Here is a 24,308-nt window from a genome sequence, read left to right as displayed (position 1 = left end):
CTCTTCTGTCGGCGCCCAGGTGCCGGCCTTTGCCGGGAAATTCCATGAAGCTGCCCCGTTGTTGCGTGCTGTCGGTGCTGGCGAGCGCTGTGTTGTTGCTGCCGGGCATGGTGGCCGCCGCACCGCCCAGCGTGCTGGCTGCGGTGGATGGCTATGCCGCGCGCCAGGCCGAAGTCGGACGCGCGCTGTGGGCGCAGCCGGAACTGGGCTACCAGGAAACCCGCTCGTCGGCGTTGTTGCAGCAGGAGCTGCGCGCGGCCGGTTTCAGCATCCAGGCCGGCGTGGCCGGCATGCCGACCGCGTTCGTGGCCCGTTACGGGCGGCGCGGCAACGGCCCGGTGATCGCGTTGCTGGCCGAAATGGATGCATTGCCGGGCATGGCCCAGGCCGCCGTGCCCACGCGCAGCCCGATTCCCGGCCAGGATGCCGGCCAGGCCTGCGGGCACAATCTGTTCGGTGCGGCGGTAGTGGGCGCGGCGCAGGCGGTGGCGCAGTGGCTCAAGGCCAACGGCAGCGACGGTGAGATCCGGGTCTATGGCACGCCGGCCGAAGAGGGCGGCAGCGGCAAGGTGTACATGACCCGCGCCGGCCTGTTCGACGATGTCGATGTCGCCCTGCACTGGCATCCATCGGCGGAGAACTCCGCCGCGCAGGGCACCAGCCTGGCCAACATCAGCGGCAAGTTCCGCTTCAAGGGCATCGCCGCGCATGCCGCGCTGTCGCCCGAGCGCGGCCGCTCGGCGCTGGATGGGGTGGAGGCGCTGGACCACATGGCCAACATGATGCGCGAGCACGTCCCCGACGGCACCCGCATCCATTATGTGATCACCGACGGTGGCGCCGCACCGAACGTGGTGCCCGATGCGGCCGAGGTTTACTACTACGTGCGCCATGTCGATCCGGCGGTGGTGCGCGATGTGATCGGCCGCCTGCAGCAGGCCGCGCGCGGCGCGGCGATGGGCACCGGCACCGAGGTGGGCTTCGAGCCCACCGGCGGGGTGTACTCGCTGTTGCCCAATGACGTGCTGGGCCAGGTCATGCAGCAGGCCTTGCAGCAGGTCGGCGGGGTGGTCTACGACCGTGCAGACACGGCGTTCGCCGAACAGCTGCAGCAGAGCCTGGAGCGGCGCCCGGCCTTGTCCACGGCGGCGACGCTGGCGCCTTACCGCGCCGACCATGCCGGTGGCGCATCGACCGATGTCGGCGATGTCAGCTGGAATGTCCCCACGGTGGGCCTGAGTACCGCCACCTGGGTACCGGGCACGCCAGCGCACAGCTGGCAGGCGGTGGCCGCCTCGGGCGCGCCGATCGGCGACAAGGGTGCACTCAATGCGGCGCGTGTGCTGGCACTGGCCACGGTGGCGCTGCTGCAGTCGCCGCAGACCGTGTCCGCGGCCAGGGCCGAGTTCGAGCAGCGGCGGGGTGCCGGTTTCCGTTACACGCCGCTGCTGGAGCGCACCGACCCGCCGCTGGACTATCGCAGCAAGATCAAGCGGTAGCGGCGCCGCGCACCCGGCTCAGTCCAGCGGTGCCATCACCTTCAGCGGTGCCAGGTCGTAGCCCATTGCTTCGGCCCGTGACCGGATGCGGGCGAACAGCGCGCTGTCCATGCTGGGCGCGCGCGACAGGATCCACAGGTACTTGCGGTCCGGGTCGCCGACCAGCGCCCACTGGTAGTCCGGGTCCAGCGCGATCACCCAGTAGTCGGCCCACACCAGTGGCAGCCACGCCAGCCAGTCCGGTGCGAAGCGCACCTGCAGCCGCCCGGGCTGGCCCTTGACCGGCCGCGCCACGCCTTCGGCGGCGATGCGCGCCCCGTCGGCGGTGCGGCAGGCGTTGTGCACGCTGATCCGGCCTTCGGCGCGCAGCGCATAGGTAGCGGTGATATCGCCGACGCACTTCTTCTGGAACGACACCGGCAGGTGTGCGATCTCATGCCACTGGCCGGCGTAGCGGCCCATGTCCAGCGTATCGACCGATGTCACCGGTGAGGCCGCCCACAGCGGCGCGCTGCCGAGCAGGGCAATCAGGACCAACCACGCGTTGCGCAGGCGCATCGACGGCACTCCGGACGGGACGGTCCGAGCTTAGGGGCAGGGCGAAGGCGGAATGTAAAGTTTCCGTCATGGCCTGACGAGGAGTGCAACGGTCAGGCGCGGATCAGACGAAGTTGTATCCACGGTTGCCAGCCCGCTTTTCTACCCTTCAGTTCCCATAGACCGGTCAGCTCACTGTGATCTGCATTGAACGCGCCCTTGAACCGCACGGACGCACCGGTGATGGTCCAGCGCCTGCCTTTCAGTGCCACCTCGAACAGCTCGGTTGTTCCCTGGTCGTCGTAGGAACGGGCGAAATGCCGCTTGCCTGCAGCGTCGAAGCCGATGATTTCCATGGATCGGACAGGACTGCCACTGAAGCGTGCGTCCACGTCATGCACGATGAAGTGCTTGCCGGGCAGCCAGCGGTAGGTGTCGGTCGCCGACAACGTGCTGGCCGGCGCATCCTCGGTCGGGAGTACTTCGCCGGTTGTGTTCCAGGTGCCAATGAATACACCCAGACGGGACATTCGATTCGCGCTCATGGGGTGAGGATGCCCATGCCTTGGCGATGGCGCAACTCGCCTGGCGACGTAAGGCGGTGCCGGGGGTGAACTCTGTGGGCGATGGCGTGTTGAACGCTGTGCGGGAGGGATGGGCTACGCAAAGCCGGTGCATGATGTCCGCCGCACAGGGTAGGGCCATGACATGTCTTGCAGCGCGTTTGTTTCCCGCGTTCGCGGCTGCTGTTCTTCGACCCTGGCGTGGGCAGGAGGCAAAAAAAAATGACCTGCATTTCTGCAGGTCATTTGAATTTATGGTGGCCGAGGACGGAATCGAACCGCCGACACGGGGATTTTCAATCCCCTGCTCTACCAACTGAGCTACTCGGCCACTTCATCGCTGCGTTGCCGCTGGCGAGGACGCGAATAATACGGAGGTATGCAGGGTTCGGCAAGCCTTTCGCGGAAAAAATTTCACATTTGTTGCCAGGCCTCGCTGGCGCGCGCGCAACTGCCCGGTCGGCGTGCCCGTGCCGGCCTGCGCTGCGCATGAACATCGGTTCAGCGCGCCAGGCGCTCAGTGGGTGTCGTTGGGCATGCACCACAGCAGCACGATGCCGATCGCCATCATGATCGCCGCCAGCAGCAGGGAGGCCTGGTAGGAGCCGCTGTCGCGGGCGAGCGTGCCGGCCAGCGCGGGGGCCACGATCTGGGCCACGCCGTAGCTCAGGGTAAGGGTGGCCATTGCCTTGGCCGGGTTGTGCGGGTAATGGCGGCCGACCACGGTCAGGGTCAGGCTGACGATGCCGGCGAAGGTCAGCCCGAACAGCAGCGCGCTGCCCAGCCCGGCGGCCAGGCCGTCGCCCAGCAGCGGCAGCACGAACGACAGCGCCTGCAGCGCGAAGGCCAGCATCAATGCGCCGATCAGCCCCATGCGCGCGGCCAGCCGGTCCCAGACGAAGGTGGACGGCACCGCGGCCAGCCCGACCAGTACCCAGACCGCGCTGCCGTGCCCGGCGAACGCGGCGGTCTGTTCCAGGATGGCGACGATGAAGGTGGCGCTGACCACGAAACCGAAACCGGCGCAGAAATAGGCGGCCACCAGCAGCCGGCGCCAGCGCGGGCCCGGTGGCGCCGGTGCGGCGGCGGCCTGTGCGGTACTGGCCGGGGTGGGCGCGGGCATCCAGCCCCAGGCCGGCAACAGAAACAGCAGTCCCAGCGCGCCCAGCCACAGCCATTGCCCGCTGGAACCGGCATGGCCGGCCAGCGCGGCGGTGGCCAGGCCGGAGACCACGATGCCCAGCCCCAGCCCGGCGAAGTGCAGCCCCAGCCGCGGCCGCCGCTGCTGGCCCAGCAGCCAGTTCAGCACCAGCCCCGAGGCCAACAGCAAGCCGGCGGTGCTGGACAGGCCGGCCAGCAGGCGCAGCAGGCTCCACAGCCACGGCGTGGTGGTGAGCCCCATCAGTGCGGTGGCGACCACCGCCAGCAGCAGGCCGATCCGGTAGAAGCGGAATTTCTGCCGCATATCGCCCACCCGCGCCACCAGCGCGGTGCCCAGCAGGTAGCCGACGTAGTTGAAAGTGGCCAGCCAGCCGCCCTGTGCGGCACTGAGCCCGGCGTCCACGCGCATCAACGGCAGCAGCGGGGTGTAGGCGAACCGGGCCAGGCCCACGGTGAGCACCAGGGCGCAGATGCCGGCGCTGATCACCTGCCAGGGCTGGAGGGTGGAGGGGGCGGGCGGGGCAGGGGGCATGGGCGGTGGGTTGCGGGTGGGGGCAGGCCCATCCTCCACGACCGCGACCTGCGCTGTCTTTCGATAGAATGCCCCATCATGTCGACCAGCCGCCAAGCCCGAGCCGTACCTGCAACCGCCCCGGGACGCGAACTGGCGGTGCCGCCGCTGCGCCGGTTGCCCGCGCCGGTGCTCACCCACAGCCGGCAGATGGCCGCTGGCGAGCACTTCCCGCCCCATGTGCACGCCTGGAACCAGCTGGCCTTTGCCACCGAAGGGGTGCTGCAGGTGACCGCGGCCAACGCGCGTTACGTGATCACCCCGCAGCAGGCGCTGTGGGTGCCAACTGGCACGCTGCACCACACCCGCGCGCTGGGCAACGCCGCGTTCCGCAACCTGTATGTGACTGCCGCCGCTGCCGCCGGCATGCCCGACCACTGCGTGGTGCTGGAGGTATCGCCGTTGCTGCGCGCGTTGATCATCGAACTGGATGGCATCCGCGCCGAAGATGATGCGCACTACCACGCCAGCCTGTGCACGGTGATTGGCGCGCAGCTGCTGCGCCAACCCCGTCACGCGCGGCATCTGCCCTGGCCGCAGGACGCGCGCCTGCAGCGCTGGTGCCAGGCCTTGTACGACCACCCGGGCGACAGCCACGACATGGACCACTGGGCGCGTCAGCTGGGCGCGTCCACGCGCACGCTGACGCGCCATTTCGAACGCGACACCGGCATGGGCGTGCGCGCCTGGCGTACCCGCCTGCGCCTGCTGCGCGCGATCGAATGGCTGGCACAGGGACGGTCGCCCACCGTGATCGCCCACGAGCTGGGCTATGCGTCGGCGTCGGCGTTCAATTACATGTTCCGCATCGAGACCGGCATGAGCCCGCTGCAGTGGAAGCGCGCACGCCCTACGGCGTGACCGGGCACGCCAGGCTGACCAGGCGATCGTCCTCGAAGCGCGCGAGGATCATGCTGTTGCCGGCCTTGCTGTCGGGCCACTGCGCTGCGTTGCCGGCACCGGGCAGCGGATTGCCCAGGTGGAAATACACGCGCCCGCGGCTGTCGCCGCGCTTCACCTTCGCGCAGCCGGTGATGGGCGCGGCGCTCTGCCCGCAGTCGCCCTGCAGCAGGCACAGGCGCGTATGGCACTGGCCGGCCGTCGATGACCAGTGGCCTTGCGCGGCCAGGCAGCCTGGTTCGGTGCGCACGATGGCCCAGAGCAGCAGGCCCAGCGCGGTGGTAGCCGACATCAGCAGCAACAGGTAGCGCGCCAGGTGGCGGCGCAGGTGGGCAGTAACGGGGGTCATCACCGGATGATGCACCCGCGCCGCGCTACTGACCACCGCAACAGAAGTGGAATGCGGTGACCGTGCAGGTGTTCTTCGGCCTGCCCAAGGCGTGTACCGTCGGCAAGCGGGTGGTCAGGCTGGAGCGGCCGGCAGGTGCAGGCCACGCCGTGCCCACCGGCGCATCACGGCCGCCATGCCAGCATGGCGGTACCGCAATCAGGGCACCAATCATGACTAGCAACGACAAACCGGCGGGCAAGCGCGAAGGCGTCCAGGAGAGCCAGCAGGACCGCAAACAGGATGAAACCGCCAAGCAGCGACCCGGCCAGACCGACCAGCAGATCCACGATGCCAATACCCGCCGGCCGCCGCGCAAGGATGGCGGCGCGGGGTGAGGATGGTGGTCCGGGCGCTCGGCAGTCCGCCGGGTGCCTGCGGGCCGGTGGGGTTCAGTAGACCCGGAACTCGGCGCGACAGCCATCGCTGACCCACACGCCGCGGCGGTCCCAGCCCCAGTTGCGGTCTTCGCGGCAGCGCGTGGCGGATTTCTGCTTGACCAGCTGCACGCCGCGGCGTACGCGGACCTCGCAACGTTTCTCGCGCAGGTTGAAGGATTCGCAGCTGAGCACCTTGCCGCGTGCGCCATCCTCACGGCCCAGGTCCCAATCGCGGTCATGGTCGCGATCGCGCCAGCCACCTCCGTGCCGCCGTTCGGCGAGGAACTCGGCGCGGCAGCCCCGTGTTACCCAGACCGCACCGCGCGCCTGTCCCCAATTCTCGTCTTCCACGCACTTGGTCAGCGACAGTTGACGGATCAGGCGGGCGCGGCCATCGATGGGGCACTGCTCGGTCTTGTTGGCATGCGATTCGCAGCGCACCGGCCCACGCCGGTCGTCATCATCATCGCCACGCGCATGCACGTTTGCGCTGATGGCCAGCAGCAGAGTGAACAGCAGGAGGGCGACGCGAGGTCGCGGGTGGGCAGGGGCAGTGGAGTGCATATACATCGCCATCAGAGTGAAGGGCTGGCGAGTATAGGGAGGTCGCGTATGGATATTATCCGGGCGCGCTTTATGGATTAACTCCGGGTTTATCGTATGGATAAACAATAATAAATGTGATTACAACTGTTTACATTCCCGGGCCGTGCAGGCGATGCAGCGCTGCCGCCGCGCAGCGTGCACCCCGGTATCACCGATGGCTGTACGCCGGTCAACGACCGGCTGGGTGTCCGGGCAAAAAAAAGCCACCCGAAGGTGGCTTTTTCAAATTAAGTGGTGGAGCCAAGGAGGATCGAACTCCTGACCTCGTCGATGCGAACGACGCGCTCTCCCAGCTGAGCTATGGCCCCACGGTGGTGCAGCATCCGCCGCGGCAGCCTGGCTGCGTCGATCGGACCGGCCTAGTCTAGCGCCGCCGGGCGGTGTGTGCCAAGGGGGCCGTTCATGGTGCCGGCGCCGGTGCCGCCGCGCGGCGCGGAATCTGCCCGAGCAGGGCCTTGTCCAGCTTGGCGGCCACCCCGACGCTGCGCCCGGCCAGGTTGGCGACCACGAACTTCACCGAACTGCCCATCACCTGGGCGGTCTCGGACAGGTCCAGGCCGTAATCCTGCTCCAGCCATTGCGCCATGCCGGCGGTGGCCGCGCGCAGGGCGTCATCGAGCGAGCCGGCCTGGCCGAGCACCATCAACTGGGTGGCCGATTCGACCCGCGGCGCCGATTGTGGCCTGGCCTTGACCAGCTCGACGCGGAACTCCACGTCCATCGAGGTCTCCAGCGCGTACTGCGACGTCTCTCCGTCGCCCTGCAATGCATGCGCATCGCCCAGGTACAGCAGCGCGCCGGGCTGGTACACCGGCAGGTAGACGGTGGCGCCCTCGCGGACTTCGTTGAAGTCCATGTTGCCGCCGTAGCGGCCGGTGTCGCCGGTGGACATCGGCGGGTTGCCAAAGCCCGGGGCGACTGCCAGCCCGCCGAGCATGGGCTGTACCGGCACCCAGAAATCCTTCAGTCGCCCGCTCGATTGCTGCGGTCGGGCGCGCCCGCGTTCGCGGTCCAGCTGCCAGCGCACCGGCTTGCCCAGCGCGGTGGCCTTGGCGGCCAGGGCCGGGGTCAGGGCGCGGCCGACGATGCTGTCCAGGCTGTCGGCGTAGTCGCGGTTCAAGCGCAGTTTGCTGATGTGCACGGCGAGCACGTCGCCGGGCTCGGCATCCATCACGTAGAACGGGCCGGTCTGCGGGTTGCCGAACAGGGCACGGGTCTTGCCCTGCGCATCCACCCCGCCCGAATCCAGCGTGGTGGTCTGCACGCTGTCGCCAGGCCACAGCGTCAACACCGGCGCGCGGTGCGCGGAGAACTCGTTGGACCAGCTGGTGGGGGTGAACGCATGCAGGCGCGCACCGCCGGCCGGGCGGTCGGGCAGGCGACGCGCGCTGAAGGCGTGCTCGGCCCGGGCGCCGGCGGTGTTGGTGTCGGGGTAGTCGGCCTGGCCGTGCAGCTGCCCGTCGCGCAGCTGGCCGGTAAAGCGGTAGACCGCACCATCGTTGCCGGTCACGGTGAAGTCCACCGCGTCGCCCTGCCGCCGCCCCTGCAGCGGGTCGCCATCGAAGCGGCCGCGCAGTGTGCCTTCGCTGTCGGGCAGGGTCAGCAACTGGTAGGCGGGGTTGCCCCACAGGTCGGTGGTGACCAGCCATTGGGCATCGCCGGCCAGCGCGAACGGAGCAGGCAACAGCAGCATCAGGGGCAGCAGGGCGCGGCGCAGCATGGGCATCGGTCTTGATTGGATCAGGGCCTTCGTTCTCGCCCGGATCGTCGTATCGGGCAAGTGCCAAAGGCAGGCCTGCCCGATGGCGTGCGGCCCGGTGCCGGCTCAGGGCGAGGCGAAGGCGATCTGGGCGGGGTCGTCGACCTGCAGATGGGTCTGGTAGTAGTACTTGCCGGTTGCCTGGCCCTGGGCGGTATTCAACTGGATGCGCACCCGCTGGGCCTGGCCACGGACACTGAGCCGGCGGTGCAGCAACGCCGGCACGTCAACGCCCAGCTGCTGCGCCAGTTGTTCGGCCACCCCGGGCGCCAGGACCACGGTCAGGCAGTTCTGGTTGCGATAGTCGCGTTCGGAATTGAGGAAGATCCGGTCGCGCTCGCCGCCAATGGCCTGCACGGTCATCACGAAGGTGCCGGCAATGGGCCTGGCCGGCTCGACGTTGGCCGCGCGCACTGCATCGGCAGCGTCGGTCCACGGGGCAGGGGTGAGGGTGGTGCAGCCGCTGAGGGCGGCAAGCAACAGCAAACCGGTAATACGGCGCACGTGGGCTCCTTGTGCTGGCAACGGGCAGCGCAGCGTGCCCGCAGGCATTGTCGATGCGATGACGGCCGGGCTCAAGTGCGCGACGCATTGCTCTCTTCCGGGCAGACGGCAGGGCAGGCATAATCCGCGCCACGACTTCCGGCGGCATAGCCATCAGGTCAGGGCAGGGGATGGACGGCCGTCCCCCGCAGCGCCCTGCAACCAACCTGCAACATCCACGACATAACGTGCTGCATCGCTGCGCAACCAGCGGTGCTGCCGTTGTTCATCCGCGTGCGCCGCACGCCACCCAGTTCAGTACTCCCCGAGACCCTGCATGCCTGCCAATCGCAACACCCCCGTGTCGATGCCGTCCCGTCACTCCCGCGCGCTGCCGCGCCGCCATGCACTGGCGCTGGCCTGCGCCGCCGCCGCGCTGCTCGGCCCGGCCGGTGCCGCGCTGGCGCAGGACGCCTCGCCGACCGCGCTGGACGCGATCACCGTCACCGCCGACCACCGCGAGCGCAACCTGCAGGAAGTGCCGGTCTCGGTCGGCGTGGTGCAGGGCGAGAAGATCCGCGACTACACCGCCGGCGGCGACGACACCCTGCTGGCGCTGTCGGGCAAGGTGCCCAGTTTCTACGCCGAGACCACCACCGGGCGCATCTTCCCGCGCTTCTACATCCGTGGTTTGGGCAACATCGACTTCTACCTGGGCGCCTCCCAGCCGGTGTCGATCATCCAGGACGACGTGGTGCTCGAGCACGTGGTGCTCAAGTCCAACCCGGTCTATGACGTGGACCAGATCGAAGTGCTGCGCGGCCCGCAGGGCACGCTGTTCGGCCGCAACACCACCGCCGGCATCGTCAAGTTCGACACCATCAAGCCCAGCCAGGACTACAACGGCCGCGTGCAGGCCAGCTATGGCAGCTACGGCAGCGTGGCCATCGACGGTGGCGTGGGCGGGGCGATCAACGACATCGCCTCCTTCCGCGTATCGGCGCTGTACCAGCATCGCGATGACTATGTCGACAACACCTACGCCGGCCCCAGCGCCGATGGCACGGTGTCGCCGAAGAAGAACGCGATGGGCGGCTTCGACGACCGCAACGTGCGCGCCCAGCTGCTGCTGCAGCCCAGCGAGAACTTCTCGCTGCTGGCCTCGGCGCATGCGCGCGATTACGAGGGCACCTCGACTCTGTTCCTGCGCAACGCGGTGACCCGCGGCTCCAACAAGACCGACGCGCCGCGCGACCGGGTGGCCTACGATGAGGCCGACAACAACCCGCAGGCCTACAAGACCTACGGCGGCTCGGTGAAGGCGGTCTATGACTTCGGCGACCTCTCGCTGACCTCGATCACCGCCTACGAAACCACCTCCGGCTACAGCCGCGGCGATACCGACGGTGGCGCGGCGGCCAACTTCCCGGTCAATGGCGTGGCCAACGGCTTTGGCCAGTCGATGGGCCAGATCCGCGACCTGGACCAGTGGACCCAGGAAATCCGCCTGGCCAATGGCGATGACAACCGCCTGAAGTGGCAGGTCGGCGCGTTCTACTTCGACGGCCGCGACACCACCGATTTCTACCAGCGCGCCTGGTTCCTGCAGGGCAATGCGCGCAACCCGAACAACTGGGTGCGGCTGCGCAACGTCAATACCTCCTGGGCCGGTTTCGGCCAGGTCAGCTATGACGTCACCGACAAGTTCACCCTGACCGCCGGCCTGCGCCAGACCCGCGATGAGAAGCACACCCGCCTGCTCAAGACCGCCGATACCGCCGCCGGGGTGGTGACCTACAAGGGTCGCACCGACGTGGAAATGTCCGATACCACCCCGAGCTGGGACCTGAGCGCGATGTATGCGTTCAACGCGCAGTTCAGCGTGTATGCGCGCGTGGCCCGCGGCTTCCGCGGCCCGACCATCCAGGGCCGTTCGGCGGTGTTCAACGCCGATTTCACCACCGCCGATTCGGAAACCATCCTGTCCTGGGAAGCGGGCATCAAGAGCAGCCTGTGGGACAACCGCCTGCGCCTGAATGCCGCCGCATTCACCTACGTGGTCAACGACATCCAGCTCAACGGCAACGATTCGGACGGCAACGGGGTGCTGTTCAACGCCGACAAGGCCAAGGCCTACGGCCTGGAAGCGGACATGGAACTGCGTCCGATCCCGAACCTGGCCCTGAGCGCCGGCATCAGCCTGCTGCACAGCGAGATCCAGGACAGCCGCGTCTACGCGCAGGTCTGCGCGCTGAACGGCGCGGTGGTGTGCACGGTGAACGACCCGACCATCAAGGTCGGCGCCAACACCTTCGCCCAGATCAACGGCAACCCGCTGCCGAACGCGCCCAAGTACAACATCAACCTGGCCGCGCGCTACGACGTGCCGGTCAACGACAGCGATGTGTTCTTCGTGTCCACCGACTGGAACAAACAGGGCTATACCAGCTTCGTGCTGTACGACTCGGCCGAGTTCAACTCCAAGGGCAGCTTCGAAGGCGGCCTGAAACTGGGCTATTCGGGCAACTACGGTGCCTGGGAAGTGGCGCTGTTCGCGCGCAACATCACCAATGAGAAGAACCTCAAGGGCGTGATCGAGAACTACATGGCCGCGGTGTACAACGAGCCGCGCACCGTGGGCGTGTCGCTCAATCTCAACTGGCAGTAATCACATCCCCGGCCGGTACCGCAGCCGCGGTGCCGGCCGGGGATGGCGAGTACCGACAACGCCCTGCCTGTGCAGGGCGTTGTCGTATCTGCCGCCGCGGGTTACTTGCCCGGCGCGGCCGGTGCGGCAGCCGGGGCCAGCTCGGCGAACAGGCCGCCCAGTACGCCCATGGTGGCCTGGTCGGCGCCCATGTCCTCGGCGGCATTGGCAATCGCGATCACGCCATTGTTCTGGCCGGGGAACAGCACTACCCAGGCCAGCCAGTTGCCGTCGGAACCACCATGCACCAGCACCGGGCCCTGGCGGCCGGCGATCGACGGCTGCACGCCCCAGTCCAGCCCCGAACCACTGCCCGGCTGTGCAGTCTGCATCAGCGCGTACGAGGCCGGGCTCAACAGCTTGCCCTTGCCCTTGCTGCCGGCCAACTGGTCGATGGCGAACAGCGCCAGGTCCTGCAGGCGCATGTGCAGGTTGCCGGCGGCGGTGTAGATCGGGGGCACCCCGTCATCGGCCTTGCGCGGGGCGGTGGTGACCGGCTTGCCGGCGCGGTGGCCCAGCGGCTGGTTGCCGGTGGTGGGGCCGAAGCCGGCACCGGTCATGCCCAGCGGCTGGAACACTTCGCGCTGCATCAGCGTTTCCACGTCCTTGCCGGTGGCGCGCTCGGCGATCACTGCCGCGATCAGAAAGCCGCTGTTGCTGTAGGCGAATTCGGTGCCCGGCGCATGTACCGGCGCTTCGGCCAAGGCGGCCTTGATGTAGGCCTCGCGCTGCACCGGCAGCGGGCGGGTGTCGGTGAAGAACGCATCCAATGCGGCAGCATCGGTGAGGTTTTCCGGCAGGCCGGCGCGGTGCGACAGCAACTGCACCAGGGTGACGTTGCGGTACTCCGGGCGCATCTGCGCCGACAGCTCCGGCAGCAGCGTGGACAGCGGGGTATCCCATTTCAGCACGCCCTGTTCGACCAGGCGCGCGATCATCGCCACGGTGATCGGCTTGCCGGTGGAGCCGATCATCCACCGGTCATCGCGCGTGACCGCGGTCTTGCTATCGCTGCGGCGCAGGCCGCTGACCGCCTGCTCGGCGACCTTGCCATCGCGGATCACCAATACGCCCATTGCCGGTGTGGTGGTGCCTTGCATGGCCTGCGCGATCCGCGCCTGCAGACCGTCGGCGGCGCCGGCATTGGCGGCCAGCAGTAGGAGGGAAATGCCCAGCCACCGGCGCATGCCGCGCGGCGTGGAGTGGGAGGAAGCTGCGGTCCGTGGGGAGGTGATCATGTGCATGGGAGTCCTTGCGCAGCAGCGTGGGCAGGACCTGCGCCAACGGCATCGGTCCTGCGGAGGGCAGTGTCCGCAGCGCGCCTGTGGTAGGCGTTTTGCGTTGATTGCGACTCACTCTTGCATGGACCTTGTACAGACCGAATGTGTCTGCAGTCATGCAGACGGCACCTGCCGGTGGGCGCGTTGGCGTACGTACAGAATTGCGCTGCAGCCTTGTTTTCCAGGCTGATCAGGGGCGGGACGGTGGCGCGCTGCAGTAGCGCGAGGTGCTCCGCGCTGCCGGCACATGCCAGATTTCTTCGCCTGCGTCATCGTCGCCCTGGTAGAAGGCGATGCGGCCGTCGTCGGTGTAGTGCAGGGTAGGGCTGAAGGTAATGCCCTTGCTGCTGCCGTCGGCGTGGATGAAACGGAGTTCTCCGCCACAGACGAAGTTTCCGCCCACCTCGGGGTTCAGTGCCGCGCAGGACAGTGATGAGGATTCGGCGGCTGCGTGGCCTGGCGCTGCCGGGACGATCAGGCCGTTGTCCACCCGTTCGCAGAAATAGTCGGCGATGACGCTGCGCATCTGCGCCTGCGAGGGCATCCAGTCTGGACAGCTGTACGGATCAGGCGCGCAGCTGTTGACCGGCATGGTGTCGGCGCGCTCATCGGCGGGCTCGGCAGCGGCCGTACTGTGCAACACCACCAGCATCGGCACCATCAGCAGCCGCAGCAGCCGGCATCGCGGCTGTTCTGGAGACATGTAGCGCACCGTATGGGGAGGGAAGCGCCAGTATAGGGTGGTGCCAGGCGTTGCGAAGCGTTGGCAGGTCCAGAGCTTGTGGGACTGGGCCGGCCGCGTCTGGCAGCGTGTTGCTTGCAACCATCGTTGAGGAACGGATGCAGTTCGGTGCCCACCGCGCCGCTGAGGCGGCGGGCACCGGTGCGCTTATGCCGCAGGCAACAGCGCCGACAGGATCGGTTCCAGCTGCGCCTGACGCCAACCCGCCAGTGCGGTCGGCCACTGGCGGCTTTCCAGATAGCTTTCCAGGTGCTTGCGCGAGGCCAGGACGCCGTCGGGCAGGCCCAGTTCGGCGGTGCGCGCGCTGACCGCATCCTGCAGCCGCTTGAGCGCCTGCTTGTTGCTGTCGTTGGCCGGCAGCGCCAGCGGTGCGTCGGCCTCGTCGTCCAACGGGGTCACCAGCGCCTGCCAGACCTGGCTGGCCAGCTTGCGCGGGGCCTTGGGGAAGCCTTCCATCAGTCGGTCCAGCGCCTGCGCATCGGCCGGCGGCGTGCGTGCCAGCGCTGCGGCCAGTTCGTTGTCCAGCACCCAGCTGCGCGGCTTGTCGCTGGCACGGGCCTGTACATCGCGCCAGCGCAGCAGGCGCAGCAGGCGCATCTGCGCCGGGCCGTCCATGAACTGCGCCGAGCGCATCGCCACGTGCGGCCAACGGTCCTCGTCGTGTTCGACGCTGGCCAGCAGGCGTTCGGCATCGTCGTGCAGCCATTGGCGGCGGTCCAGTTCGCCCAGCCGCGCATCGATGGTGTCGTGCAGCGTGAACAGGTATTCCACGTCATCGGCGGCGTACTCCAGCTGCGCCTCCGACAGCGGCCGGCGCATCCAGTCCGAGCGGGTTTCGCCCTTGGCCAGGGTGACCCCGGTGATCGCGGTGACCAGTTTCTGGTAGCCCATGCCACCGCCGATGCCGGCCAGCGAGGCGCCGATCTGGGTGTCGAACAGCGGCCGCGGCAGCACGCCGCAGGCGACCTTGAAGGTGACCAGGTCTTCGCTGGCGCTGTGCATGATCTTGAGGATGCCGGTATCGGCCAGCCAGGGCGCCAGCGCCTGGGTCATGCCGGGGATCAGCGGGTCGATCAGCAGGATTTCATCGCCGACCGCCATCTGCACCAGGGCCAGCTGCGGCCAGTAGGTGCGTTCGCGGATGAATTCGGTGTCCAGCCCGATCCGGGTGGGGCGCTGGCGGTAGCGCGCGTCCAGTTCCGCCGGGGTTTTGATCCAATAGGCCACGTGGGTTCCGATTACGGCAGGAGTTTGCTCAGGTGGGGGAGGATAGCGCGCCGCAGCGGCGCGGCGCGCCGTTATGATGAACACCTCGCCCCGCTGCGCTGCGGGGGCTGGCCTGGCAGCCGGCGGTGCCGCCTTCGTGCGGCCGGCAGCCAGGCCGGATCGATGCCTGCCCATGTCACACCGCAAGGAGCCCCATTGCCTACCCCCGGCCCCCGCCTGTTGTTGCTGGCCACGCTGACCGCCCTGCTGGCGGCCTGTTCGCCATCGCCGCCAGCGGCCGCGCCGGTGCAGCCGGCCGCGGCAAGCCCGGCCAAGGCCGAGGCCAGGAACAATGCGGTGGCCGCGCAGGTGACCATCGGCGGCGAGGATGCCGCCGAGACCGTGCAGCAGTGGCAGCCGCCGCGGGTGGAGATCGCCGACGACGCGGTGGCGCAGGCGCGCCGCGATGCCGCCCAGGCGTTCGAGCAGGGGCGGCTGTATGCCGATGCCGGATCGGCCATTCCATTGTGGTTGGCGCTGCTGCAGCGCGATGGCAAGGACCGCCAGGCCCAGGCCGGGCTCAAGCGCGCCCGGCAGCGCCTGCTCGAGGAAACTTCGGCACTGCTGGAGCGGCCGCTGAAACAGCGCCAGGCGGTGGCCCAGGCCAGCGAGATGGCGCTGGTGCTGCTGGCCATCGCCCCCGACGATGCGCAGGTGCGCCAGCTGCAGTCGCGGGTGGAGCTCGCCCAGCGTGCCATCGCCTACAACCGCGCCGGTGAGGACGATCTGCGTGCCGACCGGATCGGCGAGGACGGCGATGGCGCCATTGGCAACTTCCGCGAGGCGCTGGCCCTGGACCCGGACAATGGCCGCGCCCGCCAGGGCCTGGCCGCGGCCGAGAGCGCGTTGATCCGGCGCGCCGAGAACGCCGCGCGCACTACCGATTTCGCCAGTGCCGGCACCTGGCTGGCCGAGGCGGCCAAGGTGCGCGATTCGTCGATCACCATCGCCGATGCCTTCGAGCGCATCGAGCGGATCCGCGCCGATACGCTGGCCCGCCTGCGCGATGAGGGCCTGCGCGACCTGGCCACGCCGCAGGGGCTCAAGCCGGCGCGCGAGAAGCTCGAGGACGCGCTGCGCATCGCCCTGCCGGGCGACCCGGTGGTGGGCCAGCTGCGCGAGCGCATTGAACTGGTCACCCACTACGGCAGTTTCCGCCCGCGCCAGGTGTTCAGCGATGCGCTGCGCGATGGCGGGCGCGGCCCGCAGATGATCGTGGTGCCGCACGGTGGCTTCCAGATGGGCGCCGGGGAGGCCGAGCCCGGTGCCAGCGATGCGGAAAAGCCCGCGCACTACGTGCGGTTCGAGCGCGGCTTTGCGATGACGATCACCGAAGTCACCGTGGCCGATTTCCGTCGCTATGTGGAAACCAGCAAGGCCCGGCCACGCGCGACCCGGCGCGGCCATTCGATCGTGTACGACGAACGCAGCGGCAATTTCGTGCGCCACAGCGGGGTGGATTGGCGTTCGGACTACAACGGCGCGCCGGCCCTGGCGACCGCGCCGGTGATGCACGTCAGCGTGCGCGATGCCGAGCACTATGCGATCTGGCTGTCCGAGCAGACCGGGCGTTCCTACCGGCTGCCCAGCGAGGCCGAGTTCGAGTACGCCCTGCGCGCCGGCAGCAGCGGCCGCTACCCCTGGGGCGATGCCGGCACGCCGCCGCCGCAGTCGGGCAACTTCACCGGGGGCGACGATGTTTCCCCGTCCGGACGGCGCTGGTTCAATGCCTTTGTCGGTTACGGCGATGGCTGGTGGGGGCCGGCCCCGGTGGGCAGTTTCGCGCCCAACGCCTGGGGCCTGCACGATGTGTCCGGCAACCTCAGCGAGTGGGTGGCCGACTGTTGGCATGCCAGCTACCGGCGCGCCCCGGCCGACGGCGCGGCCTGGTTCAACCCGGGCTGCCGGCAGCGGGTGATCCGCGGCGGCAACTGGGCCAATGCCCCCGAGCAGACCCGCGCGGCATGGCGGCAATCGCAGGATTCGGACACCACCAGCGCGCGGATCGGCTTCCGGCTGGTGCGCGGGATCTGAGCCGGGCGCGGCCGGCGGCCGTCACCCCAAATCACACCGCACCCACTAAGATGGCGCCGTGCCGGCCAGGGTGCGCCGGTCCTGCCAGGAATCTGCAACATGCGCAACGATCCATTCGGCGGTCAGCAACAGGGCCGGGCCCGGCGGCCGGGGTTGTTCGGCAACATCCGCTGGTGGGTGCTGCTGGCCTTTGCCGGCTATGCGGCGTACTACTGGTTTTCCAACCGTGCGGTGGACCCGTATACCGGCGAGCGGGTGCTGATCGACAGTTCGCTGGACGCCAGCCAGGAGAAGGCGCTGGGCCTGCAGGCCTACCAGGAGATCCTGGCGCAGGAGCGGCCACTGGATCCCAATGCACCGCAGTCGCGCGACATCCGCGCCATCGCGCAGCGGCTGATCGCCAAGGTGGACGTGGTGGAAACCGCGCTGGCGCAGGAGCATGGCCTGAAGCCGGCGCACTTCGCGCGCGATTTCGAGTGGGAGGTCAATGTGATCCCGTCCGAACAGGCCAATGCGTTCTGCCTGCCCGGCGGCAAGATGGCGGTGTATACCGGGCTGATCCCGGTGGCGCGCACCATGGATGCGATGGCGGTGGTGATGGGCCATGAGATCGCCCATGCACTGCTGCGCCATGGCGCCCAGCGCATGGCACAGCAGAAGCTGACCCAGATCGGGCAGATGGCCGGCGCGGCCAGCGGGATGGACCCGCAGCAGCAACAGATGATGATGTCGGCGATGGGCTATGGCTACCTTCTGCCGTACGCGCGCAGCCATGAGACCCAGGCCGACGAGGTGGGGTTGATGCTGGCGGCGGCGGCGTGTTTCGACCCGCGCGAGGCGGTGCCGCTGTGGGAGCGGATGGGGCAGGCCAGTGGCGGGCAGGCGCCGCCGGAGTTCTCTTCGACCCATCCCAATCCGGGCACGCGCATCCAGAACCTGCAGGCCTTGATGCCCAAGGCGATGGAGTACCGGCAGAAGTTCTGCGAAAGCGCGGGCGGCTGAGCGAGGGCGCGCGGGCAAGAATGCCGATGTGGGCGCTGTGTGGCCGATGTGGTCTTTGCGGCCGCTGCGCCGACGCGGCTTTGTGGCAGATGCGGCCATGCGGCCGACGGTGCCGATGCAACCTCTGCCCGTAGCGCCGGGCTCTGCCCGGCTGCCGTTGCCGTGCTTCTTCCGCTTCGCGATCATCGTCAACGTCCAACGAAACCACAACCACAACCGCAGCCGGGCAGAGCCCGGCTCTACGGCAACCTAGCTGGGCTGGTTCGGGTCGCTGACCGTGACGGCGATCTCGCCGTCCTGCACGCGCGCCTTGAGCGTATCGCCGGGCCGCACCTGCAGCGGTGAGCGCACCAGGCTGCCGTCGTCGTCGCGGGTCAGGATGGCGTAGCCGCGGGCGACGGTGGCCAGTGGGCTGACCGCTTCCATCGAGCGCGCCAGCGCGCGCAGGCGCAGGCTGTCGCCCTGCAGTTGGCGGGCGATGGCCGCCTCGGCACGTGGCTGCAGGCGCTGCAGGCGCTCGCGCAGTGCGTCCAGGCGGCGCTGCGGGTGGCCGTTGCGCAGCGCCACCGCGGCGTGGCGCAGCTGCGCCAGGCGGCGCTCGTGCTGTCGTTGCCACAGCGCCGACAGGCGCCGGCCCAGGTCCTGCTGGCGCCGCTGCAGCAATTGCAGGCGGGCATGCGGGCTGTGCGCGTTCAACCGCAGCAGGGCGCGGTCGGCGCGCTGCATGGCCTGGCCCAGGCCGTGCCGTTGCAACTGCGCCAGGCGCGCGTCCAGGCGGCGCACATGTTGGAGCAGATCGCGCTGGTCGGGCACCAGCAGTTCGGCGGCGACCGAGGGAGTGGGCGCGCGCAGGTCGGCGGCGAAGTCGGCCAGGCTGAAGTCGGTTTCGTGGCCTACCGCCGAGACCACCGGGGTCTGGCTGGCGGCGATCGCGCGCGCCAGCTGTTCGTCGTTGAACGCCCACAGGTCTTCCATCGACCCGCCACCGCGGGTCAGCAGGATCACATCGTAGCGGCCGCTGGCATCGGCGCTGCGCAGCAGGGCGGTGATCTGCGCGGCGGCGCTGTCGCCTTGTACCAGGCTGGGCAGCAGGTCTACTTCCAGCAGCGGGAAGCGCCGCTGCAGCACGCTGAGCACGTCGCGCACGGCCGCGCCGGTGGGCGAGGTGATCACCGCCAGGCGGCGCACGTGGGCGGGCAGGGCGCGCTTGCGTTCGGGCGCGAACAGGCCCTCCGCTTCCAGCCGTGCCTTGAGCTGCTCATAGGCCCGGCGCAGCGCGCCTTCGCCGGCTTCTTCCATGTGGTCCAGCACCAGCTGGTACTCGCCGCGCGCCTCGTACAGGGTCAGCCGGCCACGCGCCAGCACGCGCATGCCTTCGCGCGGGATGAACTTCAGCCACTGGCTCTTGGGTTTGAACAGGGCCGCGCGGATCTGCGAACGGGCGTCCTTGAGCGTGAAGTACATATGCCCCGATGCCGGGCGGGTCACGCTGCCCAGCTCGGCCTCGACCCAGATCAGCGGGAAGGCGCCTTCCAGCAGGTCGCGGGCCAGGATGTTGAGCTGGCTGGGCGTGAGAATCTGCGCGCTGCGGTCCATGGACGGGTCAAACGGTACGAACGGACGCCCATGGTCGCACAAGCGTCTTCACCGCGCGCCGCGCCCGGCGTGCTGCTGCAGCGCCCATTCCACGTGTTCGCGCACGATCGCCGAAGGATGGGCGCGGCGCGCATGCAGGGCGGCCAGCGTGTCGGCGTGGCCCGGTGCATTGCCCAGCGCCACGGCGATGTTGCGCAGCCAGCGTTCGTGGCCGCTGCGGCGGATCGGGCTGCCTTCGGTGCGGCGCAGGAATTCGTCTTCGTCCCAGGCGAACAGCTGTGCCAGCGAGGCGGTGTCCAGGTCGTTGCGGGCGCGGAAATCCGGCTCGTCGGTGCGCCGGGCGAACTTGTTCCACGGGCACACCAGCTGGCAGTCGTCGCAGCCGTAGATGCGGTTGCCGATCAGCGGACGCAGCGCTTCGGGAATGGCGCCGTCGTGTTCGATGGTCAGGTAGGAAATGCAGCGGCGCGCATCCAGCCGCTGCGGGCCGATGATGGCCTGGGTCGGGCACACATCGATGCAGCGGGTGCAGGTGCCGCAATGCGCGCTGGCCGGGGTATCCACCGGCAATGGCAGGTCGATGTAGATCTCGCCCAGGAAGAACCATGAACCGCCCTGCTTGTCGATCAGGCAGGTGTGCTTGCCGATCCAACCCAGCCCGGCGTTGCGCGCCAGCGCACGTTCCAGCACCGGTGCCGAATCGACGAACACGCGGTAGCCGAACGGGCCGATCTCCGCGGCGATGGCATCGGCGCATTTCTGCAGGCGGTTGCGGATCAGCTTGTGGTAATCGCGGCCCAGCGCATAGCGCGCGACATAGGCGCGGTCGCCATCGTGCAGGGTGTCCCAGGCCTGCGCATCGTCCTTGTGGCCGTAGTCCATGCCCACCGAAATCACCCGCACGGTACCGGGCAGCAGTTCGGCCGGGCGCGCGCGCAGCGTGCCATGGCGCGCCATCCATTCCATCGTGCCGTACAGGCCCTTGCCCAGCCAGTCGGCCAGATGCGCTTCGTCCTCGGCCAGGTCGATGCCCGAGATGCCGCAGCGCTGGAAACCGTGCGCGCGCGAGATCGCCGCGATGCGTTCGGCAGCGCGGGCCAGGTTGACGGGGGCGGGCAGCGGGACAGCGGACATGGCGACAAGTATAGAATCCCGGCATGCCCGAGCCCGCTGAACTGTTCGATATCGCTGCCGCGCGCCGGATCGACGCCCAGGCCAGTGCCCTGCTGGGCGATGGTGGTGCCGCGCTGATGGAGCAGGCCGGCCAGGCCGCCTGGCAGTGCCTGCTGCGGCATTGGCCGCAGGCCCAGCGCATCTGCGTGCTGGTGGGGCCGGGCAACAACGGCGGCGATGGCTATGTGCTGGCACGTCTGGCGCGCCAGGCCGGCCGGCAGGTGCAGGTGCTGCGCCTGCCTGACGCGGCGCCCGCCACGCCGCTGGCGCAGCGGGCGGTGGCCGGCTTTACCGCCGCCGGCGGCAGTGTGGCGGCGTTCGACACCAGCTTGCCCGATGCCGACGTGCTGGTGGACGCGCTGTACGGCCTGGGCCTGAACCGCGCGCCCGGCGCCGCTGCGCAGGGCCTGATCGAGGCGGTCAACCAGGCCGGCATCCCGGTGCTGGCGCTGGACGTGCCCAGCGGCGTGGATGCCGACCGTGGCGCGGTGCCGGGCGTGGCGGTGCGCGCCAGTGTCACCGTGCAGTTCATCGTGCGCCACCAGGGCCTGTATACCGGCGCGGCGCTGGAGCATGCCGGCGACCGCGAGTTGGCCGGGTTGGTACTGCCCGATGCGGCTGCGGCCGCGGTCACCGCCAGTGCGCAGCTGTGGCAGCCGGCGCAGCTGCGCGCGGCGCTGCCGCCGCGCCGGGCCAATACCCACAAGGGCGAGTCCGGCCACGTGCTGTGCGTGGGCGGCAACACCGGCAGCGGTGGCGCGGTGCTGCTGGCCAGCGAAGCGGTATTGCGCGCCGGTGCCGGGCTGGTCAGCGTGGCGACCCAGGCCGCGCATGTGGCGCCATTGCTGGCGCGCCTGCCCGAGGCGATGGTGCATGCGGTCAGCGATGCCCAGGACCTGCGCGCACTGCTGCCGCGCGCCGGGGTGGTCGCGGTCGGCCCGGGGCTGGGCCAGGACGACTGGGCGCATGAACTGTGGCGGCTGGTACGGGACAGCGGCAAACCGCTGGTGGTCGATGCCGATGCGTTGAACCTGCTGGCACGGGATGCCCAGCCGCTGCACGATGCGATCCTCACCCCGCATCCGGGCGAAGCGGCGCGCCTGCTGCAGACCACCACCGCCCAGGTGCAGGCCGACCGCTATGCCGCCGCGCAGGCGCTGGCCGAACGTTTCCATGCGATGGTGGTGCTCAAGGGCGCCGGCACCGTCATTGCCGCACCGCAGGCAACGCCGCGGGTGATTGCCGCCGGCAACCCCGGCATGGCCGTGGGTGGCATGGGCGACCTGTTGACCGGCATCATTGCCGCCCTGCGCGCGCAAGGCCTGGACGCCTTCACGGCGGCCAGCACCGGGGCGCTGCTGCACGGACTGGCCGGCGATGCCGCCGCCAGCCAGGGCCAGCGCGGCCTGCTTCCCACCGACCTGCTGGTGCCGCTGCGCCGGCTGGTCAATCCGGACCGTTGAACATGATCGAGTTTTTCCTGGCCCAGAGCGAAGACACCGACCTGCTGGGGCAATGGCTGGCCGCCACCCGCCCGCCACAGGCGGTGATGCAGCTGCGGGGCGACCTGGGCGCGGGCAAGTCCACCCTGGCCCGCGCGCTGCTGCGCGCGCTGGGCGTGCAGGGCGCGATCCGCAGCCCGACCTACACCCTGGTCGAACGCTATCCGCTGGCCGATGGGCAGGAAGCGTGGCACCTGGACCTGTACCGCATCGGCCAGGCCGAAGAGCTGGATTTCCTTGGCCTGGATGAGGGCACCGCCTCGCTGTGGCTGGTCGAATGGCCTGAGCGTGGGGCCGGCGCGTTGCCGCCCAGCGACCTGATCGTGGCCTTGGAGATCGAGGGTCAGGGGCGCCGCGTGCGTCTCACTGCAGCTAGCGACGCGGGTCGCGAATGGCTCGCCCGGCTGCCGCAAGGGGGCGACTTGCAGACCATATCTGTCGGCTGACACTAGGAAGGACCGGCAGGTTACGGATTATTAAGGGAAAAGGTGTTGCATTTCGTTCAGGGCGGTGATTGAATCCTGACCTATGCAACTGGGGAAACCGCTCACTGCCATCTGCGCCGCCGTCGGACTCTGTCTGGCGAGCGCCTTGGCGTGGGCCGGTGAAGTCCGCCAGGTCGCACTGGAGACCGGTGCCACCGGTACCCGCGCCGAGATCGCGCTGTCCGGCAGCGGCGGTTACAAGACGCTGTCGCTGGCCGGCCCGAACCGCCTGGTGGTGGATTTCCCCGACTCCAGTGCCGTGCGCAACCTCAAGCTGCCGGCGCCCAAGGGCGTGGTCACTGCGGTGCGTACCGGCCAGCCGGTGCCGGGCACGTTCCGGGTGGTATTCGACCTGGCCGAGTCGGTGGCGCCGTTCAAACCGCAGATGCTCAAGCAGGGCAATGATTCCAGGCTGGTGATCGAATGGCCGGGCGATGCCCCGACGAGCGTGGCCAGCACGGCGGCGGCGCCCGCTGCGCCGGCAGCCACGCCGGCCGCGACCACCGCGGCGCCTGCCGCGACTCCCCGTCCCTCCGCTCCGACCCCGGCCGAAGCCGCCCAGGCGCGCAGCGATGCCGCGCGGGCGACCGCGCTGCTGACCGCCTCGGTGCGCCAGCAGGCCAGCGCCACGGCTGCCGCGCCGGTGCCGGCCCCGGCCACCCCGGCGGCAACGACTACCGCCAACGTGGCCGCTGCCGGCAATGCCGCATCGCCCGCCGCGATCCTGGCCGGGCAGGCCACCGCCGTGGTGGTGCCTGCACCGACCCCGGTGCCGGTCGCTACGGCCGAGCCGCCGCGCCCGGTGATGCCCAGCGAGGCGTCGCGGATCAAGATGCGTGCGGGCATGCGCCAACTGGTGGTGGCGATCGATCCCGGCCACGGCGGCCAGGATCCCGGCGCGGTCGGCCCGACCGGCAAGCGCGAAAAAGACATCACCCTGGCAGTGGCGCGCGAACTGGCGCGTCAGGTCAATGCCACGCCCGGCCTGAAGGCCTACCTCACCCGCGATACCGACGTGTTCATTCCGCTGCCGATGCGCGCGCAGAAGGCGCGGGCGGCCAAGGCCGACATCTTCATCTCGATCCACGCCGACGCCGCCGAGAACCGCGCTGCCACCGGTTCGTCGGTGTATGTGCTGTCGACCAAGGGCGCCTCCTCGCAGCGTGCGCGCTGGCTGGCCGACAAGGAAAACGCCGCCGACCTGGTCGGTGGCGTGCGCCTGCAGCAGACCGAGGGCACCTTGGCCAACGTGCTGCTGGACCTGGCCCAGAGCGGTTACATGAAGGCCTCCGAAGACGCCGCCGGGCATGTGCTGGGTGGGTTGAAGCGGATCGGCAAGAACCACAAGCCGAACATCGAACGCGCCAACTTCGCGGTGCTGCGCACCTCGGACATGCCGGCGATGCTGGTGGAAACGGCCTTCATCTCCAACCCGGACGAAGAGCGCCGCCTGATCGACCCGGCCTACCAGCGCCAGATCGCCGGCGCGGTGCTCGATGGCGTGCATACCTTCTTCAGCCGCCAGCCGCCGCCGGGCACGCTGTACGCTGCCCGCGCGCAGGTCGAAATCGACGCGGCCAGCACGGTGGCCGGCGGCAGCAAATAATCCGCCGAAGCGGATTATTTGCTTGGATCCGGCCGATGGTCGGATGCTCTCCCTTCCGACGCTGCGTT

Annotated in this window: 20 protein-coding genes, 2 tRNA genes and 1 pseudogene; 9 read left to right on the top strand and 14 right to left on the bottom strand. The window is 69.3% G+C overall.

All coding sequences use genetic code 11. The annotated features are described in order from the left end of the window. Nucleotides 1-44 precede the first annotated feature (44 nt). Nucleotides 45-1,499, top strand: a complete 1,455-nt coding sequence (locus IC535_RS02265; RefSeq protein WP_228884433.1) for an amidohydrolase — start codon at nt 45-47, stop codon at nt 1,497-1,499. Between the two features lie 18 nt (nt 1,500-1,517). Here IC535_RS02265 and IC535_RS02260 read toward each other — a convergent pair whose 3' ends face one another. From IC535_RS02260 to IC535_RS02245, 4 genes are all read right to left on the bottom strand, one after another. Further along, nucleotides 1,518-2,057 carry a lipocalin family protein gene (locus IC535_RS02260; protein ID WP_228884434.1) on the bottom strand — a complete coding sequence of 180 codons (540 nt, stop codon included), beginning with the start codon at nt 2,055-2,057 and terminating at the stop codon, nt 1,518-1,520. Between the two features lie 92 nt (nt 2,058-2,149). Continuing rightward, complete coding sequence (locus IC535_RS02255) at nt 2,150-2,566, bottom strand: DUF1579 family protein (RefSeq protein WP_228884435.1); 417 nt, start codon at nt 2,564-2,566, stop codon at nt 2,150-2,152. 288 nt (nt 2,567-2,854) lie between these two features. Beyond that, nucleotides 2,855-2,930: transfer RNA gene (locus tag IC535_RS02250), tRNA-Phe, on the bottom strand. A gap of 186 nt (nt 2,931-3,116) precedes the next feature. Further along, nucleotides 3,117-4,292 (bottom strand): YbfB/YjiJ family MFS transporter, encoded by a 1,176-nt coding sequence (locus tag IC535_RS02245; RefSeq protein WP_228884436.1) that lies wholly within the window; start codon nt 4,290-4,292, stop codon nt 3,117-3,119. A gap of 78 nt (nt 4,293-4,370) precedes the next feature. Here IC535_RS02245 and IC535_RS02240 point away from each other — a divergent pair, with 78 nt between their 5' ends. Further along, complete coding sequence (locus tag IC535_RS02240; RefSeq protein ID WP_228884437.1) at nt 4,371-5,192, top strand: AraC family transcriptional regulator; 822 nt, start codon at nt 4,371-4,373, stop codon at nt 5,190-5,192. Here the strand turns inward: IC535_RS02240 and IC535_RS02235 are convergent. Continuing rightward, nucleotides 5,182-5,580, bottom strand: a complete 399-nt coding sequence (locus IC535_RS02235) for a hypothetical protein (RefSeq protein WP_228884438.1) — start codon at nt 5,578-5,580, stop codon at nt 5,182-5,184. The genes IC535_RS02240 and IC535_RS02235 overlap by 11 nt on opposite strands. Before the next feature lie 212 nt (nt 5,581-5,792). Here IC535_RS02235 and IC535_RS02230 point away from each other — a divergent pair, with 212 nt between their 5' ends. After that, nucleotides 5,793-5,957, top strand: coding sequence for a hypothetical protein (locus tag IC535_RS02230; protein WP_228884439.1), 165 nt, complete (start codon nt 5,793-5,795; stop codon nt 5,955-5,957). A gap of 54 nt (nt 5,958-6,011) precedes the next feature. Here IC535_RS02230 and IC535_RS02225 read toward each other — a convergent pair whose 3' ends face one another. From IC535_RS02225 to IC535_RS02210, 4 genes are all read right to left on the bottom strand, one after another. Then, nucleotides 6,012-6,563 (bottom strand): DUF3011 domain-containing protein, encoded by a 552-nt coding sequence (locus IC535_RS02225; RefSeq protein WP_228884440.1) that lies wholly within the window; start codon nt 6,561-6,563, stop codon nt 6,012-6,014. A 274-nt stretch (nt 6,564-6,837) separates the two neighbouring features. After that, nucleotides 6,838-6,913, bottom strand: a tRNA-Ala gene (locus tag IC535_RS02220). Between the two features lie 92 nt (nt 6,914-7,005). After that, nucleotides 7,006-8,325 (bottom strand): acetamidase/formamidase family protein, encoded by a 1,320-nt coding sequence (locus tag IC535_RS02215; protein WP_228884441.1) that lies wholly within the window; start codon nt 8,323-8,325, stop codon nt 7,006-7,008. A gap of 105 nt (nt 8,326-8,430) precedes the next feature. Beyond that, nucleotides 8,431-8,868 carry a hypothetical protein gene (locus IC535_RS02210; RefSeq protein ID WP_228884442.1) on the bottom strand — a complete coding sequence of 146 codons (438 nt, stop codon included), beginning with the start codon at nt 8,866-8,868 and terminating at the stop codon, nt 8,431-8,433. Nucleotides 8,869-9,247: 379 nt separating this feature from the next. On the opposite strand from IC535_RS02210, the pseudogene IC535_RS02205 reads away from it, so the two are divergent. Next, nucleotides 9,248-11,515, top strand: a pseudogene (locus tag IC535_RS02205) (TonB-dependent receptor); the annotation flags it as partial. Nucleotides 11,516-11,616: 101 nt separating this feature from the next. On the opposite strand, the gene IC535_RS02200 reads toward IC535_RS02205, so the two are convergent. The 3 genes from IC535_RS02200 to rnd form a co-directional block, all read right to left on the bottom strand. After that, a complete protein-coding gene (locus tag IC535_RS02200) occupies nt 11,617-12,792 on the bottom strand; it encodes a serine hydrolase domain-containing protein (RefSeq protein WP_228884444.1) in 1,176 nt (391 codons plus the stop codon). A gap of 232 nt (nt 12,793-13,024) precedes the next feature. After that, nucleotides 13,025-13,537, bottom strand: coding sequence for a hypothetical protein (locus IC535_RS02195; protein WP_228884445.1), 513 nt, complete (start codon nt 13,535-13,537; stop codon nt 13,025-13,027). Nucleotides 13,538-13,723: 186 nt separating this feature from the next. Continuing rightward, on the bottom strand, nt 13,724-14,803 hold the full coding sequence (rnd, locus tag IC535_RS02190) for a ribonuclease D (protein WP_228884446.1): 1,080 nt from the start codon (nt 14,801-14,803) through the stop codon (nt 13,724-13,726). Nucleotides 14,804-14,998: 195 nt separating this feature from the next. On the opposite strand from rnd, the gene IC535_RS02185 reads away from it, so the two are divergent. After that, entirely contained in the window at nt 14,999-16,876 is a 1,878-nt protein-coding gene (locus tag IC535_RS02185) for a formylglycine-generating enzyme family protein (protein WP_228958647.1), read from the top strand. 99 nt (nt 16,877-16,975) lie between these two features. Continuing rightward, nucleotides 16,976-17,878: a M48 family metallopeptidase gene (locus IC535_RS02180; RefSeq protein WP_228884448.1), complete on the top strand. Its 903-nt coding sequence runs from the start codon at nt 16,976-16,978 to the stop codon at nt 17,876-17,878. Between the two features lie 249 nt (nt 17,879-18,127). Here IC535_RS02180 and xseA read toward each other — a convergent pair whose 3' ends face one another. Both xseA and queG read right to left on the bottom strand, forming a co-directional pair. After that, nucleotides 18,128-19,474: an exodeoxyribonuclease VII large subunit gene (xseA, locus tag IC535_RS02175; RefSeq protein ID WP_228884449.1), complete on the bottom strand. Its 1,347-nt coding sequence runs from the start codon at nt 19,472-19,474 to the stop codon at nt 18,128-18,130. Between the two features lie 48 nt (nt 19,475-19,522). Further along, nucleotides 19,523-20,608: a tRNA epoxyqueuosine(34) reductase QueG gene (queG, locus tag IC535_RS02170; RefSeq protein ID WP_228884450.1), complete on the bottom strand. Its 1,086-nt coding sequence runs from the start codon at nt 20,606-20,608 to the stop codon at nt 19,523-19,525. Between the two features lie 23 nt (nt 20,609-20,631). Here queG and IC535_RS02165 point away from each other — a divergent pair, with 23 nt between their 5' ends. From IC535_RS02165 to IC535_RS02155, 3 genes are all read left to right on the top strand, one after another. After that, a complete protein-coding gene (locus tag IC535_RS02165; protein WP_228884451.1) occupies nt 20,632-22,110 on the top strand; it encodes an NAD(P)H-hydrate dehydratase in 1,479 nt (492 codons plus the stop codon). 2 nt (nt 22,111-22,112) lie between these two features. Beyond that, nucleotides 22,113-22,595 (top strand): tRNA (adenosine(37)-N6)-threonylcarbamoyltransferase complex ATPase subunit type 1 TsaE, encoded by a 483-nt coding sequence (tsaE, locus tag IC535_RS02160; RefSeq protein ID WP_228884452.1) that lies wholly within the window; start codon nt 22,113-22,115, stop codon nt 22,593-22,595. 82 nt (nt 22,596-22,677) lie between these two features. Continuing rightward, entirely contained in the window at nt 22,678-24,240 is a 1,563-nt protein-coding gene (locus tag IC535_RS02155; protein WP_228884453.1) for an N-acetylmuramoyl-L-alanine amidase, read from the top strand. Nucleotides 24,241-24,308 lie beyond the last annotated feature (68 nt).

Source organism: Stenotrophomonas rhizophila (genome assembly GCF_020857975.1).
Taxonomy (GTDB): domain Bacteria; phylum Pseudomonadota; class Gammaproteobacteria; order Xanthomonadales; family Xanthomonadaceae; genus Stenotrophomonas; species Stenotrophomonas rhizophila_C.
Note: the sequence above shows the minus strand (reverse complement) of the source record. Positions and strands in the feature narration are given on the sequence as shown.

Excerpts from the sequence above, each read along its gene's own strand:
- IC535_RS02265 (WP_228884433.1), top strand. The coding sequence starts at position 45 with ATGAAGCTGCCCCGTTGTTGCGTGCTGTCGGTGCTGGCGAGCGCTGTG.
- IC535_RS02260 (WP_228884434.1), bottom strand. The coding sequence starts at position 2,057 with ATGCGCCTGCGCAACGCGTGGTTGGTCCTGATTGCCCTGCTCGGCAGC.
- IC535_RS02255 (WP_228884435.1), bottom strand. The coding sequence starts at position 2,566 with ATGTCCCGTCTGGGTGTATTCATTGGCACCTGGAACACAACCGGCGAA.
- IC535_RS02245 (WP_228884436.1), bottom strand. The coding sequence starts at position 4,292 with ATGCCCCCTGCCCCGCCCGCCCCCTCCACCCTCCAGCCCTGGCAGGTG.
- IC535_RS02240 (WP_228884437.1), top strand. The coding sequence starts at position 4,371 with ATGTCGACCAGCCGCCAAGCCCGAGCCGTACCTGCAACCGCCCCGGGA.
- IC535_RS02235 (WP_228884438.1), bottom strand. The coding sequence starts at position 5,580 with ATGACCCCCGTTACTGCCCACCTGCGCCGCCACCTGGCGCGCTACCTG.
- IC535_RS02230 (WP_228884439.1), top strand. The coding sequence starts at position 5,793 with ATGACTAGCAACGACAAACCGGCGGGCAAGCGCGAAGGCGTCCAGGAG.
- IC535_RS02225 (WP_228884440.1), bottom strand. The coding sequence starts at position 6,563 with ATGCACTCCACTGCCCCTGCCCACCCGCGACCTCGCGTCGCCCTCCTG.
- IC535_RS02215 (WP_228884441.1), bottom strand. The coding sequence starts at position 8,325 with ATGCTGCGCCGCGCCCTGCTGCCCCTGATGCTGCTGTTGCCTGCTCCG.
- IC535_RS02200 (WP_228884444.1), bottom strand. The coding sequence starts at position 12,792 with ATGATCACCTCCCCACGGACCGCAGCTTCCTCCCACTCCACGCCGCGC.
- IC535_RS02195 (WP_228884445.1), bottom strand. The coding sequence starts at position 13,537 with ATGTCTCCAGAACAGCCGCGATGCCGGCTGCTGCGGCTGCTGATGGTG.
- IC535_RS02180 (WP_228884448.1), top strand. The coding sequence starts at position 16,976 with ATGCGCAACGATCCATTCGGCGGTCAGCAACAGGGCCGGGCCCGGCGG.
- xseA (WP_228884449.1), bottom strand. The coding sequence starts at position 19,474 with ATGGACCGCAGCGCGCAGATTCTCACGCCCAGCCAGCTCAACATCCTG.
- queG (WP_228884450.1), bottom strand. The coding sequence starts at position 20,608 with ATGTCCGCTGTCCCGCTGCCCGCCCCCGTCAACCTGGCCCGCGCTGCC.
- IC535_RS02165 (WP_228884451.1), top strand. The coding sequence starts at position 20,632 with ATGCCCGAGCCCGCTGAACTGTTCGATATCGCTGCCGCGCGCCGGATC.
- tsaE (WP_228884452.1), top strand. The coding sequence starts at position 22,113 with ATGATCGAGTTTTTCCTGGCCCAGAGCGAAGACACCGACCTGCTGGGG.
- IC535_RS02155 (WP_228884453.1), top strand. The coding sequence starts at position 22,678 with ATGCAACTGGGGAAACCGCTCACTGCCATCTGCGCCGCCGTCGGACTC.